This is a genomic window from Advenella kashmirensis W13003 (assembly GCF_000506985.1).
Classification (GTDB): domain Bacteria; phylum Pseudomonadota; class Gammaproteobacteria; order Burkholderiales; family Burkholderiaceae_B; genus Advenella; species Advenella kashmirensis_A.
In genome coordinates this window covers 440469-456185 of the sequence record NZ_KI650981.1, presented here as the reverse complement: position 1 = coordinate 456185, position 15717 = coordinate 440469, and the positions used below count along the sequence as shown (strand labels likewise).

13 protein-coding genes are annotated in these 15717 nt (G+C 56.5%); 7 read left to right on the top strand and 6 right to left on the bottom strand.

Features of this window, described 5'->3' with window-relative positions:
* Positions 1–13 precede the first annotated feature (13 nt).
* The 4 genes from W822_RS41620 (at position 14) to minE (ending at position 3892) form a co-directional block, all read left to right on the top strand.
* Positions 14–1774, top strand: a complete 1761-nt coding sequence (locus tag W822_RS41620; protein ID WP_024006702.1) for a glutamine--tRNA ligase/YqeY domain fusion protein — start codon at positions 14–16, stop codon at positions 1772–1774.
* A 19-nt stretch (positions 1775–1793) separates the two neighbouring features.
* Positions 1794–2690: a septum site-determining protein MinC gene (gene minC, locus W822_RS41615; RefSeq protein ID WP_024006701.1), complete on the top strand. Its 897-nt coding sequence runs from the start codon at positions 1794–1796 to the stop codon at positions 2688–2690.
* A gap of 100 nt (positions 2691–2790) precedes the next feature.
* The gene (gene minD, locus W822_RS41610) at positions 2791–3606 is read left to right on the top strand and encodes a septum site-determining protein MinD (protein ID WP_024006700.1); all 816 of its coding nucleotides are present in this window, start codon (positions 2791–2793) and stop codon (positions 3604–3606) included.
* A 1-nt stretch (position 3607) separates the two neighbouring features.
* Complete coding sequence (gene minE / locus W822_RS41605; RefSeq protein WP_024006699.1) at positions 3608–3892, top strand: cell division topological specificity factor MinE; 285 nt, start codon at positions 3608–3610, stop codon at positions 3890–3892.
* Between the two features lie 307 nt (positions 3893–4199).
* Here minE and W822_RS41600 read toward each other — a convergent pair whose 3' ends face one another.
* Together W822_RS41600 and ettA are read right to left on the bottom strand one after the other, a co-directional pair.
* On the bottom strand, positions 4200–4421 hold the full coding sequence (locus W822_RS41600) for a glycine zipper 2TM domain-containing protein (protein ID WP_024006698.1): 222 nt from the start codon (positions 4419–4421) through the stop codon (positions 4200–4202).
* Positions 4422–4674: 253 nt separating this feature from the next.
* The gene (gene ettA, locus W822_RS41595) at positions 4675–6348 is read right to left on the bottom strand and encodes an energy-dependent translational throttle protein EttA (RefSeq protein WP_024006697.1); all 1674 of its coding nucleotides are present in this window, start codon (positions 6346–6348) and stop codon (positions 4675–4677) included.
* 111 nt (positions 6349–6459) lie between these two features.
* Between ettA and W822_RS41590 the strand changes: the two genes are divergently transcribed.
* The gene (locus tag W822_RS41590) at positions 6460–6963 is read left to right on the top strand and encodes a hypothetical protein (protein ID WP_024006696.1); all 504 of its coding nucleotides are present in this window, start codon (positions 6460–6462) and stop codon (positions 6961–6963) included.
* Positions 6964–7053: 90 nt separating this feature from the next.
* On the opposite strand, the gene W822_RS41585 is transcribed toward W822_RS41590, so the two are convergent.
* The 4 genes from W822_RS41585 to pdxA form a co-directional block, all read right to left on the bottom strand.
* Positions 7054–7986: a glycosyltransferase family 2 protein gene (locus W822_RS41585; RefSeq protein ID WP_024006695.1), complete on the bottom strand. Its 933-nt coding sequence runs from the start codon at positions 7984–7986 to the stop codon at positions 7054–7056.
* Positions 7987–8131: 145 nt separating this feature from the next.
* Positions 8132–8275 (bottom strand): hypothetical protein, encoded by a 144-nt coding sequence (locus tag W822_RS46415; RefSeq protein ID WP_155848201.1) that lies wholly within the window; start codon positions 8273–8275, stop codon positions 8132–8134.
* A gap of 95 nt (positions 8276–8370) precedes the next feature.
* Positions 8371–8499: a hypothetical protein gene (locus tag W822_RS46760; RefSeq protein WP_024006693.1), complete on the bottom strand. Its 129-nt coding sequence runs from the start codon at positions 8497–8499 to the stop codon at positions 8371–8373.
* A 99-nt stretch (positions 8500–8598) separates the two neighbouring features.
* Positions 8599–9603 carry a 4-hydroxythreonine-4-phosphate dehydrogenase PdxA gene (gene pdxA, locus W822_RS41580; protein WP_024006692.1) on the bottom strand — a complete coding sequence of 335 codons (1005 nt, stop codon included), beginning with the start codon at positions 9601–9603 and terminating at the stop codon, positions 8599–8601.
* A gap of 75 nt (positions 9604–9678) precedes the next feature.
* Between pdxA and W822_RS46755 the strand changes: the two genes are divergently transcribed.
* Both W822_RS46755 and uvrA read left to right on the top strand, forming a co-directional pair.
* On the top strand, positions 9679–9807 hold the full coding sequence (locus W822_RS46755) for a hypothetical protein (protein WP_301280279.1): 129 nt from the start codon (positions 9679–9681) through the stop codon (positions 9805–9807).
* 190 nt (positions 9808–9997) lie between these two features.
* On the top strand, positions 9998–15697 hold the full coding sequence (gene uvrA, locus W822_RS41570) for an excinuclease ABC subunit UvrA (protein ID WP_024006690.1): 5700 nt from the start codon (positions 9998–10000) through the stop codon (positions 15695–15697).
* Positions 15698–15717: the final 20 nt, after the last annotated feature.

The window sequence follows — 15717 nt, the reverse complement described above, 5'->3', positions numbered from 1 at the left end:
AAATTTTAAAAATATGTCCGCCTCGACGCCTGAGATTCCCGCCGCCAATTTTCTGCGAACCATTATTGAAAATGATCTGAGCAATGATCGCTACCAGGCAAAAAAATGGGCCGGCGAACCCGGACCTGCTTCGGCTCTGCAGAACGCCGCCAAAGACCCGGCCCGCATCCGTACGCGTTTTCCGCCTGAGCCTAACGGCTATCTGCATATCGGTCACGCCAAAAGCATCTGCCTGAACTTCGGCCTGGCGCGTGATTATGGTGGCGTCTGTCACCTGCGTTTTGATGATACCAATCCCGAAAAGGAAGAACAGGAGTATGTGGACGCCATTGACGAAACCGTCAACTGGCTGGGCTTTACCACGTCCGGTCCCGCCCGTGAAGAAAACCGGTATTTCGCCAGCGATTATTTTGGCTATATGTTTGACTTTGCCGAAGCGCTTATCAAGGGCGGCTTCGCCTACGTCGACGAACAGACACCGGAGCAAATCCGCCTTAACCGGGGCACACTCACCTCTGCAGGCGTCAATTCGCCGTGGCGCGATCGCCCGGCCGAAGAATCGCTCACACTGCTGCGCGAAATGAAGGAAGGCAAACATCCCGACGGCAGCCTCGCCCTGCGCGCGAAGGTGGATATGGCTTCACCCAATATCAATATGCGCGACCCCGTGCTGTACCGCATCCGTCACGCCACGCACCACCGCACCGGCGACACCTGGTGCATCTACCCAATGTATACCTACGCCCATCCGATCGAGGATGCGCTCGAAGGCATTACCCACAGCATTTGTACCCTGGAGTTCGAAGATCAGCGTCCGTTCTACGACTGGCTGCTGGCCCGTCTGGTCGAACTGGGTCAGTTGCGCAATCCCCTGCCACGTCAGTACGAATTTGCCCGGCTCAATCTGAACCATGTCATCACCAGCAAGCGCAAGCTGCTGCAACTGGTGCGCGAAGGCCATGTCACAGGCTGGGATGATCCCCGCATGCCGACATTGGCCGGACTGCGACGCCGTGGCTATACACCGACCGCCCTTCGGCTGTTCTGTGACCGCCTGGGCGTATCAAAATCAGACTCACGAATCGACTACAGTCTGCTGGAGCAGGCCCTGCGCGACGACCTTGACCCGATCGCAGACCGCAGTGTCGCCGTGCTTGATCCCATCAAACTGATCATCACCAACTATCCCGAGGGCCAGACCGAACCCTGCAGCGCGCCGCGCAATCCGCACTCGGCCGACGCCGGCCGACGCGAATTTCCGTTCTCGCGCGAACTCTGGATAGAACGTGACGACTTCCGTGAAGACCCGCCCAAGAAATATTTCCGGCTTTTCCCTGGCAATACGGTCCGGCTCAAGTACGCGTATGTGATCAAATGCACCGATTTCGACAAGGACGACGCGGGCAACGTAACGCAAGTCTATGCCGAATACCTGCCCGACACCAAAAGCGGTACGCCCGGCGCCGACAGTGTCAAAGTCAAGGGCAATATCACCTGGATCAGCGCAGCGCATGCCGTTCCTGCCACGGTCATGCTCTACGACCGGCTTTTTACCGATCCTTCCCCGGACAGCGGCGAAAAGAATTTTCTGGACTATCTGAATCCCAACTCAGTGCAGCAGGTTAATGCCTGGCTGGAACCCGGATTTGTCGCAACACCGGGCGCCCGCTGGCAATTTGAACGCCTGGGTTATTTTGTTGCCGATTCGAAAGATTCCACTCCTGAACACCCTGTACTGAACCGCTGTGTTACCCTGCGTGATTCATGGACCTAAATTTAAAGTGAATTGAAACGTGGCTTCCAAATCCTCTTCCTCTGCCCTCGAATTCAAAAGCGCATCGCTTTTTGTTGTCCGTATCGAACTCAAAAGTACCGATACAGCGGCACTGCAGCAGGCGCTGGAACAAAAAATGGCCGAAGCCGGCAGCCTGTTCGAGCACGAGCCGGTCGTACTCGACGCCACAGGCCTGAGCAGCGCGCCAGACTGGAACGGTCTGGTCACCCTGCTCGCGCAACACAAACTCCCGGTCATCGGTGTCATGGGGCCTGATGGCGCCCTCATCGACAGCGCCCGCCAGGCTGGCCTGTGCAAAGTCGAGATCTCTACGCTCAACACTCGACAGCCACCCGAGCCGACCATGCTGACCGAACCGGTGGCCGATGCCGTCAAGCTGGCGCCAGCTGCCAATGTCCGCACCGTGTCCGCCGCAACGGACACCAGCGCGACGCCCCCACCCAGCCCGCCGCCTGCCGCAGCACCGAAGAAACCCGCTACGCCGCCCCGCAATCAGAATCGCAGCAATGAGCCGGTCATCCGCGAAACCATTCGCGAAGTGCCGGTTCCCGTTCCTACCATGGTGCTGGCGCGCCAATTGCGCTCAGGCCAGCGCGTCTACGCCCGCAACAGCGATCTGATCGTCATTGGCGTGGTCAGCCGTGGCGCCGAAGTTATTGCCGACGGCAATATTCATGTTTACGGGCCGCTGCGCGGCAAAGCCATTGCCGGCGCCCGTGGCAATGCGTCTGCGCGGATATTCACATCGCACCTGGATGCAGAACTGCTGGCCATTGCAGGCATCTACCGCGTCATCGACGCCGAGATCGAACCGGCTCTGAACAAAAAACCGGTCATCGTCGAGCTGGACAATGACACGCTGCGATTCATTCCGGGAGACAGCAGTCAGGGATAACCCCGCTGCCTTCCGGTAACGTTTTTTAAAAGAAATTCATACCGATATGCGTTAAGATATCGGCACTTACAGCCATACGGATATATAGGAATAACCTTACATGACTCGCATCATTGTGGTAACTTCAGGTAAAGGCGGTGTGGGCAAAACCACCACCAGCGCCAGTTTTTCATCCGGTCTTGCCATGCGTGGCCATAAAACAGTCGTGATTGACTTCGACGTCGGCCTGCGTAACCTTGACCTCATCATGGGATGCGAACGCCGCGTGGTGTACGATTTCGTCAATGTCATCCAGGGTGAAGCTACGCTGAACCAGGCGCTCATCAAAGACAAACAGCTGGAAAATCTGTTTATCCTGCCTGCATCGCAAACCCGCGACAAAGACGCGCTTACCCGTGAAGGGGTTGCCAAGGTACTTGAAGACCTTAAGGGTATGGATTTTGAATATATCGTTTGTGATTCACCTGCCGGGATCGAAACCGGTGCGCTTATGGCAGCGTACTTTGCCGATGATGCCCTGGTGGTCACCAACCCAGAAGTATCCTCGGTGCGGGATTCGGACCGGATCCTGGGTATCCTGTCTTCCAAGTCACGCCGCGCGGAACAAAGTGAAGAAGCCGTCAAGGAATTTCTGGTGTTAACACGCTACAATCCCAAGCGTGTTGAAGATGGCGAAATGCTGTCCCTGAAAGATATCGAAGATATTCTTCGTATCAAGCTGATCGGTGTTGTGCCCGAGTCTGAGTCTGTTTTGCAGGCGTCCAACTCCGGGATCCCTGCCATCCACCTGAAAGATTCTGACGTGTCCGAAGCCTATCAGGACATCGTTGCACGATACCTGGGCGAAGAGAAGCCATTGCGCTTTACCGACTACAATAAACCAGGTTTCTTCAAACGACTTTTCGGAGGCAAGTAATATGTCCTTCCTGAAATTTCTTCTCGGTGAAAAGAAATCGTCCGCCAGCGTTGCCAAGGAACGACTTCAGCTCATCATCACACACGAACGCGAGGAAGGCTCCACCGGTGCGCCCGATTTTCTGCCGCAATTGCAAAAAGATCTGATCGAGGTCATTTCCAAATACATCAAGATCAACGAACAGGATCTGAAGGTGAACGTCGACAAGCACGGCAACCTGGAAGTACTGGAAGTCAAGATCGAAATGCCCCAGGATCCGAAAAACGCCGTTGCCAAGGCAGGTTAAAGCGTCAGGCCATCAAATGGCAAAAAAATGCACTCATCTGCCAGAAAATAGAATCTGGCGAATGCGGTGCATTTTTTATGGCTGTATCCACGTGCAGACTTTACAGCCCGGCGAGCGTGATGCATTTTTTACGGATCGAAGCCAACCGCCGGACAGACGCTCAAGGAACGTGATCAGGCAAAGAAAAAGGCTGAAATCTGTAAAAACAGAATTCAGCCCTGCAATATCAGTTGAATTGGCCCGCCGGTGTGGCGCGTCAGTTCACGCTCGGGAACTCCCACGCCCATGCAAAAAGACGATCTGCCGCTTAACGGCGGTGACCTCCTACCTGATTGCCGATGACGCCGCCAATGGCCGCTCCGCCCAGCGTACCCAATGTGCCGCCGCTGGTCAGCAGTGATCCGGCAACCCCACCGATAGCAGCGCCACCAACCGTGTTACGATCCCGCTGCGTCATACCGCCACATCCGGCAAGTGTAATGGCCAGGGTACCTGCGATAATGCTCTTGGCTACGATATTCGTTTTCATATTGTGCTCCTGAGTGTAATGAAAATAGTCTCGCGCATTGGTCAAGCAGATGCTAGTCTCAAACGCCTTAAGTCCCACTATACTCCGGAAAACTTGGCACGACCAAACTGTGCGTGGCTCTTTGTTACAGAGATGGTTTATTGCAATCGAAATGATATCAACTGAAATAAGCCCATATGCTCACGTGGGTAAAATGCAACGTTGCAGTGGGCCGATCGCGTCAGTACGACCGGCCGGCACCACATCGATTGCGTTACTTGAGCGCCTTGTAGCGTATGCGACGGGGTTTGGCCCCCTCTTCGCCCAGGCGTTTTTTCTTGTCCGCTTCGTATTCCTGATAATTCCCGTCAAAGAACACGACGCTGGAATCCCCTTCGAAGGCCAGTATATGAGTGGCAATGCGATCCAGAAACCAGCGGTCATGGCTGATGACCATGACGGCGCCGGCAAACTCCAGCAAGGCATCTTCCAGCGCACGCAAGGTTTCGACATCAAGATCATTGGACGGTTCATCCAGCAGCAGCACATTGCCGCCCTTGATCAGCGTATTGGCCATATGCAGGCGTCCGCGCTCACCCCCGGATAACTGACCGACCAGCTTGTTCTGGTCGGAACCCTTGAAGTTGAATCGGCCCAGGTAGGCCCGGGTGGGAATTTCAAAGCGACCCACGTTCAGCAGATCGGACCCCTGTGAAACAAAGTCGAACACACTCTGATCATTGGCCAGCGTGTCACGCGATTGATCGACAAATGAAATATTCACGGTCTGGCCGAGCTTGACCTCTCCAGAATCGGGCTGCTCCTTGCCTGCAATCATGCGAAACAAGGTAGACTTACCGGCGCCGTTGGGGCCGATGATCCCGACAATGGCGCCTGGCGGCACTTTGAAACTCAAATCATCAATCAGCAGGCGATCACCAAATGCCTTGCTGACATTGACAAATTCAATCACTTCATTACCCAGACGCTCGGCGACGGGAATAAAAATTTCCTGCGTCTCGTTGCGCTTCTGATACTCGTGAGAAGACAGCTCTTCGAAACGCGCCAGACGGGCTTTGGATTTAGCCTGACGACCCTTGGGATTCTGCCGGACCCATTCCAGTTCCTTGCGAATGGTTTTCTGCCGGGCCGACTCGCTCGCCTCTTCCTGTCCCAGGCGGGCTTCTTTCTGTTCCAGCCAGGAACTGTAATTGCCTTTCCAGGGGATACCATGGCCGCGATCAAGTTCCAGAATCCATTCTGCGGCGTTATCCAGAAAATAGCGATCGTGGGTCACGCCCACAACGGTACCGGGGAATTTCTGCAGAAATTGCTCCAGCCACTCGACACTTTCCGCATCCAGGTGGTTGGTCGGCTCATCCAGCAACAGCATATCGGGCTTGGACAACAGCAGTCTGCACAGCGCCACGCGACGCTTCTCGCCACCCGACAGTTTGCCGACCACCGCATCCCACGGCGGCAGCCGCAAGGCATCGGCAGCAATTTCCATTTGGGTGCCAATGTCATCTGCACCACTGGAGGCCGCTGCGGAGATGACCGCTTCAAGCTCTGCCTGCTCGGCCGCGAGTTTATCAAAATCGGCATCAGGTTCGGCGTACTCGGCATACACCTGCTCCAGCCGCTGGCGCGCGGCAAATACCTCGCCCAGTCCGGCCTCGACCGCTTCCCTGACGGTATGATCGGGATCCAGCTCGGGTTCCTGCGGCAGATAGCCGATCTTCAGGCCCGGCATGGGAATGGCTTCGCCGTCGATATCCTTGTCGATACCCGCCATAATCTTGAGCAATGTTGATTTGCCGGATCCATTCAGGCCAAGAACACCGATCTTGGCGCCCGGGAAAAAAGAGAGCGAAATATCGCGCAGAATCTGCCGCTTGGGAGGCACGATTTTGCCGACTCGATTCATCGTATAAACGTACTGGGCCATAGTTAATTTTGCTTGCAAATAAATTCAAATAAGCATTGTATGAAATAAACATGCTGCGTGCCGCAAGAGGGCGGCTACAATGGCAATAAGACCTGAATACGGACCACCGCCATGAGCTTTGTACCTGAACCCACCTTTACCGATTACGAAATTTCGCTGCTGAAAAAAACAGCCGACGCCCTTACCGCCTACCTTGGCAAACCGGTTATCGCCGAAATCGATACGACCGAAGATGGCATGGAATGGGTGGCGTTCGGCGTGCCGCTGGATATTTCGGATGACAACTCAGACGATATTGTTACGCTTGAAATGGGCGGTGCGGGCGCACGCCTTGTCAGCGAATCCAGTGATCTGGAAAACCCCGAGGAAGAAGTCTACGCCTGCGAGTTTCTGTGGGGCATCCAGATCACCGATATTGAAAACGCGCGTTTTGTCCGGATCGACTTCGAAGGTGAGGAAGTCGAATGGGGCGATTCCCTGGAAGAAATGTTGCCTTTTGGGATGCGTGAACCGCAAGCAGGCGAGCTGGTTGAGGACGAAGACGACGAGAATGACGGCAACGACGAGGATACGCCGCCGGATTCGCCGACACCGCCCTCGCCTACGCTGCATTGATCACGACTTTTTACGATTTGACCGGGGTCAGTGGGTCAAGTCAGTGGGTCAATAGCAGACGTGATTCCAGGTTCTCCCTGTCGCGACGCTTTATGCGTGGCGACGTCGATCCCTCAAATAAAGCGCCCAGCCAACCGGGAACATAATAGAGACCAGCAGTTTCGACATATTGCCCTGCAATTCTCCTGCCGGCGGCAACCGTTTGCCCGCGTGCTGCAAATGAAGCCGGAAACGGGTATAACGGGCCGCAGCCTGCAAAAACGCTACCGGCTGAAAGCGGAACCAGGGCAGACAGTTGACCACGGTATCGCGGGCGAGCAGTAGAATGCCCAGAGCATGTTTCTCACCCGACTGCGCACCTTCGAGGCTCAGTGAATCTTCGCTTTCATGGTAAATGCGAAAGACCTGATTAACAAAGCGCGTCAGGTATCCATCTCGCGCAATCGCGCGCCACACCATGCTTTCGGGCACGAACCCCTCGATATCCTCCGGGAAAGGAAAATGTTTGAGCACTTCGGTTTGCAGGCAACCGAATTTTTCACCCTTGACATGACATTTGAAATTCATGTCCAGCGATGTCATGTCCATCACATCTTGAGGATAGCGATCTCCCACGATGCTGCCATCGGGACGCGCGCACAGTCCGATCACCGCAATGTAGCCGCTTTTCAGGTCATCGGGGATGCCTCGCCACACATCGGCCATAGACTGCAGGGAATCGGGCAGCAGCGTATCGTCACTGTCGAGCGCAACCGTCAGGCGACCCCAGGCTTCTTTGACCCCGGTATTGAATGCCGTTTTTTTGTGCTGATTGGGCTGCCAGACGTAGCGTATCGGAAACGGCGACTCCGCCTGCCAGGCTTCAATTTTGTTACGGGTATTGTCGGTTGAACCGTCATCAACCACCAGCCACTCAAAATCCTTGAATTGCTGTTCGCACAACGACTCATAGACGCGCTCGAGAGTGTGCGCGCGATTGTAGGTAGGCGTCAACACCGTAAAAAAATAGAGATTCTGCGTCATAGCCTTATATATCTATCCCGAGCATTATTGATTTTTTGTTCGTTAACGATAGCAGAGATTGTTTTAAATACGATGTGCAACTTGTAGCAAAAAGTAAACCGCATGAATTGGCGCTAACGGCCTGCGTAAGAGCCGGAGCACGCGATCAACCGGTCATGCCCCCTTCGCTTGTTGCCGCAGACGGACGCGAAAAAGCCACTTTCAAAAGTGGCTTTTCGTTGATGACTTTTTGTTCGCTGCCGCGCATCACATTCATGCGTTCAGTTTGCCGGCTAAACCCAGAGGTCAAGCGTGCTGTCGTTCAACCTTCATTACATCCTGCCGGCAGGGGCGCCTGGTTCGCTCCCCAAAAGAGGTGCCAATACCTTTGCCCGATATCTTTGCTTAGGCGCGTTTGACTTTTTCCAGCATTTTGAATACGCCTTTAGGAGAGCGTACGAAAAGACGTTTGAATGCTTTACCCAGGCAACGACGCTCCAGCGTGTTGCGGCGAGTGCGTTTGACTTCTGCCATGAGAATCTCCGAGAAAATTTTTACGTAATCTGCTATTCTAGCATTAAATCATGCGTTTATCCATGAATTTGCACATTTGAAGCTGCGGCCGGGCAAAAATCAGACAGCGGGGATCTGCATTCGTAGCGCCAACTCACAGGCGACTCTCAATGAAGACGGGTCTGCGATCCCTTTTCCGGCAATATCATACGCGGTGCCGTGATCGACACTTGTTCGAACAAAAGGCAGGCCCACTGTCACATTAACCCCGTGGTCCACGCCCAGATATTTCACGGGAATGAGACCCTGGTCATGATACTGCGCCACTACGATATCAAACTCGCCCTGGCGGGCGCGCATGAAGACGGTATCGCCCGGATGCGGTCCGGTGACGTCCAGACCCTGCGTTCGCGCCGCCTCGACCGCCGGACGGATAATCGCCTCGTCTTCATGGCCAAACCGCCCACCCTCACCCGCATGCGGATTCAACCCGGCAACGGCAATCCGCGGGGTGTCCTGTCCTAGCATGTGGCAGGCGCGCGCCGCGAGGCGGATCGTTTCCAGCTCGTTTTCAAATGTGATCAGGCCCGGCACGGCACTCAAAGGCACATGGATCGTGGTCAGGATCACACGCAACTGCTCATTGAGCAACATCATCGCCACCCAGGGGACGCCGGCGACATGGGCCAGGATTTCCGTATGGCCTGGAAAATCAACCCCGCCCGCGCGCAACGACAGCTTATTCAGTGGCGCCGTGACAATGGCCGAGATCCGCCCCGCCATGGCATCAGCAATGGCCCGCAGTAGAAAATGGTAAGAAGCCAGGCCTGCCTGGGCGTTGACCTGCCCCATGGGCAATTCATCCGGCAGGGCATCGCCACATTCAATAACCGGGATGGCAGACGGCACGGCCGGATTTGCAAGTGCTTCCTGCCACTGCGTCACCGACGGATATGAAGCGACAGTGAGCGCCAGCCCCAATTGGGAGATGGCCCGCCTGAGAGCACCGGCATCGCCGTACACTACCGCGGGTGCGGGCAGCCCTTCATTGAACAGTTTGACCACCAGTTCCGGTCCTATACCGGCGGCATCGCCCATGGTAAGCCCCAAAGGCGGGGTTGGCATTTGACTGGATTCAGTACTCATAAAGGAAAGGACAATTTGGCAGGTCGGAGGAAAAGGGGCATTCAGCAGATGACAATGGACAAGCACGAAGCGTGCAAAAGTGTAATCGCAATCCCGGCACAATACAAACAAAACACGGACTGCGCAAGCCTCGAAAAGAGCACGCTCGCAATGATCGGCCTGCTGACCATACCGGCACTGTGAATCGGCTGAGTCGTCCCCATCTTATCGACTTCTGTTGCGTATTTTGTGGGCCTGTCTCGGCGTTTTTTTCGTTGTGTCATGCCAGAAATAGATTAATATGCGACAATACTACACCTGTTTATTTATACAGTAAGATTCATCCTTATCCTCATTGCACTTCGGCATGCGTCGAAGTCCATCGGAGCACTTCATGAGTTCGCAGATCCGGATATTCGGCGCCAGGCAAAATAATCTCAAAAATCTCGATGTCACCTTCAACACCGGCGAATTCGTGGTCGTCACGGGCGTATCGGGGTCCGGCAAAAGTTCACTGGCATTTGACACGCTTTATGCTGAAGGGCAGCGCAAGTACGTCGAAACGTTTTCGCCCTACGCGCGACAGTTTCTGGATCGCATGGACAAGCCACAAGCGGACCGTATTGAAGGCATTTTGCCCGCCATTGCCATCGACCAGACCAATCCGGTACGCAATTCGCGCAGTTCCGTCGGTACCATGACCGAATTGAATGATCACATCAAACTGCTCTTTGCCCGGGCGGCCAGATTGTATTGCCGCCAGTGCGCAACCGAAGTGCGCAAGGATAACCCCGATACCATTTTCGACTTTCTCGCGACCACCACGCCCGCGCTGGGCGATCCGCGCCTGATCCTCACTTTCCCTGTGGTCGTTCCCGGCAACTACACAGAAGAGGAAGTCCGGCAATATCTGGAGCAGCAAGGCTATACCCGCGTTCATGCCGAAGAAGAACGCAGTGTCACGGTGGCGCAAAAAGGCCGCAGCAAAACCCAGAAAATCGAAATCAGCCGCGTCCTGCATGTCGTTCAGGACCGCTTTCGTTTTTCGACGGCCGAAAAAGCCCGCGTCATTGAAGGACTCGAAGCCTGCCTGCGCTACGGCAGCGGCATGTGCACCGTCTACGCCGTAGACAACGACAGCCAGGCGCTGGAAACCTGGAAGTTCAGTGAACAACTGCACTGCGCCAATTGCGACATTACCTATTCATCGCCGCTACCCAGCACTTTTTCGTTTAACTCGCCGCTGGGTGCCTGCGAAACCTGCCGGGGCTTCGGTCGCGCCATGGGCATTGATTTCGGCCTGGTCATTCCCGACGAAACCAAGACATTGCAGGAAGGCGCGGTCAAACCCTGGCAAACGCCCAGCTATAGCGAATGCCAGACCGAAATGATGCAATACGCCAAAAAGGCCGGCATCCGCATCGATACGCCCTGGAAACAACTCAACGACGCCGAAAAACACTGGGTGCTCTATGGCGATCCCGAATGGAAAGGCGGCCCGTCGGCCTGGAAACATCAGTGGTATGGTGCACAGCGTTTTTTCGACTGGCTTGAAACCAAGTCGTACAAAATGCATGTGCGCGTCCTGCTGTCCAAATATCGTAGCTACACGCCCTGCCCGGCCTGCCACGGCTCACGTCTCAAGCCCGATGCCACCCTGTGGCGGCTGGGCGATGCTCCTGTCAGAGACGACATCATGGGCACGTATACCCGATTCATGCCGGTGCATGCAAAATGGTCCGTGCCCCAGCTCGATACGCTGGACGGTCTGGGTATCCACGATCTGATGCGCCTGCCGATCACGCAGGTACGTCAATTCTTTACCACGCTGGCACTGTCCGTTTTCATGGACAGCGCCATGGATCTGGTGCTTCAGGAAATCCGTAACAGGCTTGATTTTCTCTGCAATGTCGGTCTGGGTTACCTCAGCCTGGACCGGCAAAGCCGGACGCTGTCCGGCGGCGAAGTGCAGCGCATCAACCTGACCACAGCACTGGGCACCTCGCTGGTCAATACACTTTTCGTGCTGGACGAACCGTCCATCGGCCTGCATCCGCGCGATATGCACCGGATCGTGCAGGTTCTGCACCGCTTGCGCGACGCAGGTAACACGCTGGTCGTTGTCGAGCACGATCCTCAGGTCATGGTGGCCGCCGACCGTATTCTGGATATGGGTCCCGGGCCGGGTGAACGCGGCGGAGAAATTGTCTTTGACGGCACGCCGCAACGCCTGCGCGACGCCCGTTCCTTGACCGGGCGTTATCTGAGCGGCCAGTTGCGCGTCGAAGCGCCCCGCCCAATGCCCGTGCAGAACAATACGCCCAAACTGATCCTTGAAGGCGTCAGCGCCAACAACCTGCAGAATGTCGATGTCGCCTTCCCTCTGGGTCGCCTGGTCTGCCTCACAGGCGTATCGGGCTCGGGCAAATCCACGCTGGTGCAGGATGTGCTCTACCCTGCTCTGCTCAAGCATTTTGGCCGGCCGACCGAAGCACCTGGAGAGTTCACCCGGCTCCTGGGCGCCGAGCAGGTTGCCGGAGTCGTCATGGTCGATCAAAGCCCGATCGGCAAAACCGCCCGGTCCAATCCGGCCAGTTATGTCGGCGCCTTCGACGCCATCCGCAAGCTTTTCTCCCAGGCGCCCACCGCCCGGGAACGCGGCTATACGCCGGGCACTTTCAGTTTCAACAGCGGCGATGGCCGTTGCCCGACTTGCGGCGGCACAGGCTTCGAGCATGTCGAAATGCAATTCCTGTCGGATGTGTACATCCGCTGCCCCGACTGCGATGGCAAGCGATTCCGTCCGGAAATTCTCGAAGTGCGTGTCGAACACCTGGGCAACAGCGCATCCATCGATCAGGTACTGGACATGACCATCAGCGAAGCCTTGACATTCTTCAAGGGTTTGCGCGATGTGCAAACCAGCCTGTCACCGCTTGTCGATGTCGGCCTGGAATACCTCAAACTTGGTCAGCCGGTTCCAACGCTGTCTGGCGGCGAGGCCCAGCGCCTCAAGCTGGCCGGTCACCTGGCCGAAGCGGCACGCAGTGGTATTTCCGCTGCCAAGGTGGCCAAAAAAGGCAGCCTGTTCCTGTTTGACGAACCTACTACCGGGCTGCACTTTGACGATGTCGCCCGGCTCATGGGCGCCTTTCGCAAGCTGCTCGCCGCGGGCCATTCACTGCTGGTCATTGAACACAACCTGGATGTGATCCGCTCGGCAGACTGGCTGATCGACCTCGGTCCGGAAGGCGGAGTCGATGGCGGCCGGATCGTTGCCGAGGGAACGCCCGCCACGGTCATGGAAATCGCAGCATCCCACACAGGCACCGCCTTGCGCGAATATGAATCCGACATTATTGCCAGTGTTCCACTGTCACTGCAGGAGCCCGAGGGCGAGTACGCTACCGATACGCTACAGGCCGGTGAGCGCGAAACGCCTTCGCAGATCGATATTCTGAACGCCAAGGAACACAATCTGAAGGGCGTCAACGTCCATATTCCCCACAATACCTTCACGGTCATTACCGGCGTATCGGGATCCGGCAAATCCACGCTGGCGTTCGACATTCTGTTCAACGAGGGACAGCGCCGCTATCTCGAATCGCTCAACGCCTATGCACGCGCCGTCGTCCAGCCTGCCGGCAAGCCCGATGTGGATGCCATTTACGGCATTCCGCCTACGGTGGCCATCGAGCAGCGCACCAGTCGCGGCGGACGCAAATCCACGGTGGGCACAATGACCGAGACCCATCATTTTCTGCGCCTGCTGTATGTGAAGCTGGGAACCCAATATTGTCCCGATTGCCAGGTTCCGGTAGAACCGCAATCACAGGAACAGATTTTCGCCCGCATCATGAGCCAGTGCAAAGGCCGGCATATTGGTGTTCTGGCCCCATTGGTCACGGCCCGCAAGGGCTACTACACCGATCTGGCCAAATGGGCCGAAGGCAAGGGTTACACCCATTTGCGGGTCGACGGCGATTTCATCCCGGTCAAACCCTGGCCGCGTCTGGACCGCTACAAGGAACACACCATAGAACTGCCCGTCGCCGATCTAGTGATCGGACCCGCAGTCGAGTCCCAACTGAAGGACGCGCTGCATAGTGCATTGGAAACCGGCCACGGAACCATGAGTATCATCCTGGATCTGGACCCGGCCGATCCACTGCACGCCAGTGAGCTTGAACAGCAGCATTTTTCCACCAAACGCGCCTGCCCTTCCTGCGGCACCAGTTTTCCGGAACCCGATCCGCGCCTGTTTTCCTATAACTCCAAGCATGGCTGGTGTCACAGCTGCTTTGGCACCGGCGTCAAGCTGACGGGTTTTGACGAGGAACAGACGGGCGAAGAGGAATCATGGAAAAACCTGCCAGGCGAGGAAGAACACGAGCTTGCTGCCTGCCCGGCCTGCCATGGTCAGCGCCTGAATCGCAATGCACTGGCCGTACGCTGGAAAGATCGTAGCATTGCCGATCTGGCGGCGCTGCCCGTCACCGAAGCGCATACGTTTTTCGCCGGCCTGGTACTCAAGGGACGCGATGCCGATATCGCCCGTGATATTCTGAATGAAATAAAAAGCCGGCTGGCCTTCATGGAAGAAGTCGGCCTGGGCTATCTCGGCCTGGATCGTTCCGCCCCCACCCTGTCCGGCGGCGAAGCGCAGCGCATTCGCCTGGCGGCGCAACTGGGCTCCAATCTGCAGGGCGTCTGCTACATCCTGGATGAACCGACCATCGGCCTGCATCCGCGCGACAACCGCATTCTGCTCAATGCCCTGTCGCGACTGGAAGGCAATGGCAATACACTGGTCGTGGTAGAGCATGACGACGATACCATCCGCCGTGCCGAACACATCATCGACATCGGACCTGGAGCGGGCGTTCGCGGCGGCACCGTCGTGGCCCAGGGAAGCTACGAAGATATTATCGCCAACGAGCGCTCGCTGACCGGACGCTATCTGGCCCATCCCATGACTCACCCCTTGCAGCCAGGCCAGGCGATCGACGGCGACACCGGATTTATACATATCCATGGTGCCCATTTGCACAACTTGCAACACGTCAATGTACGTATTCCCAAAGGCCGCCTCAGCGTCATCACCGGCGTATCGGGTTCCGGGAAATCGACACTGGCGCGCGATGTGCTGCTGGACAATCTCAAAGGCGTGGTCGGCGTCAAAAACCCCGCCGCCTGGCGCGGCTGCGCCGACATCACCGGCTGGGAAAGCCTGGATCGCGTGCTGGAGGTCGATCAGACGCCTATCGGCAAAACGCCACGCTCCTGCCCGGCAACCTATATCGGCTTTTGGGACGACGTACGACGGCAATTTGCCGAAACCCGTGACGCCAAGATCCGTGGGTGGAGCACCTCCCGCTTCTCGTTCAACACCGGTGACGGACGCTGCCCGATTTGCGAAGGCCAGGGCATGCGCACCATCGAAATGAGCTTCCTGCCCGATGTCAAAGTGCCATGCGAAGCCTGCGGCGGAGACCGCTTCAACCCCGATACCCTGGCGATTCGGCTGCGTGAAAAAAATGTAGGGGAAGTGCTGAAGATGGAAGTCGATGACGCCATTCCCTATTTCGCGGCTCACCCCCGTGTCAAGCGTTCGCTGCAGTTGCTGCAGGATGTCGGCCTGGGCTACCTGACACTGGGCCAGCCATCGCCAACCCTGTCCGGCGGTGAAGCCCAGCGAATCAAGCTGGTCTCGGAACTGGTCAAGGCCCGCCTTGACGAAGGCGTCATCAAGACCGGCCGTGCTTCGCGCAGGCCGCATACCCTGTATGTACTGGATGAGCCCACCGTCGGACTGTCCATGGCCGATGTCGAGAAACTGATTGTCGTGCTGCACCGGCTGGTCCAGGCAGGCAACACGGTGGTCGTCATCGAACATAATCTGGATATCATGGCCGAAGCCGACTGGATTGTCGACATGGGGCCCGAAGGCGGTAACGGTGGCGGACAAGTTGTCGCCATGGGTCCGGTCAAAGACATTATTGCGAAGAAAGCCGCGTCCCACACCGGTGTCGTTCTGGAGGAATTTTTGGACCGGTTGGACCAAACGACACCAGTGGAAGCGTCGGAAACCTAGCGCACGCTGCAGCCTATCAC

Coding starts and splice junctions, on each gene's coding strand:
- W822_RS41620 (WP_024006702.1), top strand. CDS start 14: ATGTCCGCCTCGACGCCTGAGATTCCCGCCGCCAATTTTCTGCGAACC.
- minD (WP_024006700.1), top strand. CDS start 2,791: ATGACTCGCATCATTGTGGTAACTTCAGGTAAAGGCGGTGTGGGCAAA.
- minE (WP_024006699.1), top strand. CDS start 3,608: ATGTCCTTCCTGAAATTTCTTCTCGGTGAAAAGAAATCGTCCGCCAGC.
- W822_RS41600 (WP_024006698.1), bottom strand. CDS start 4,421: ATGAAAACGAATATCGTAGCCAAGAGCATTATCGCAGGTACCCTGGCC.
- ettA (WP_024006697.1), bottom strand. CDS start 6,348: ATGGCCCAGTACGTTTATACGATGAATCGAGTCGGCAAAATCGTGCCT.
- W822_RS41590 (WP_024006696.1), top strand. CDS start 6,460: ATGAGCTTTGTACCTGAACCCACCTTTACCGATTACGAAATTTCGCTG.
- W822_RS41585 (WP_024006695.1), bottom strand. CDS start 7,986: ATGACGCAGAATCTCTATTTTTTTACGGTGTTGACGCCTACCTACAAT.
- W822_RS46760 (WP_024006693.1), bottom strand. CDS start 8,499: ATGGCAGAAGTCAAACGCACTCGCCGCAACACGCTGGAGCGTCGTTGC.
- pdxA (WP_024006692.1), bottom strand. CDS start 9,603: ATGCCAACCCCGCCTTTGGGGCTTACCATGGGCGATGCCGCCGGTATA.
- W822_RS46755 (WP_301280279.1), top strand. CDS start 9,679: ATGGACAAGCACGAAGCGTGCAAAAGTGTAATCGCAATCCCGGCACAA.
- uvrA (WP_024006690.1), top strand. CDS start 9,998: ATGAGTTCGCAGATCCGGATATTCGGCGCCAGGCAAAATAATCTCAAA.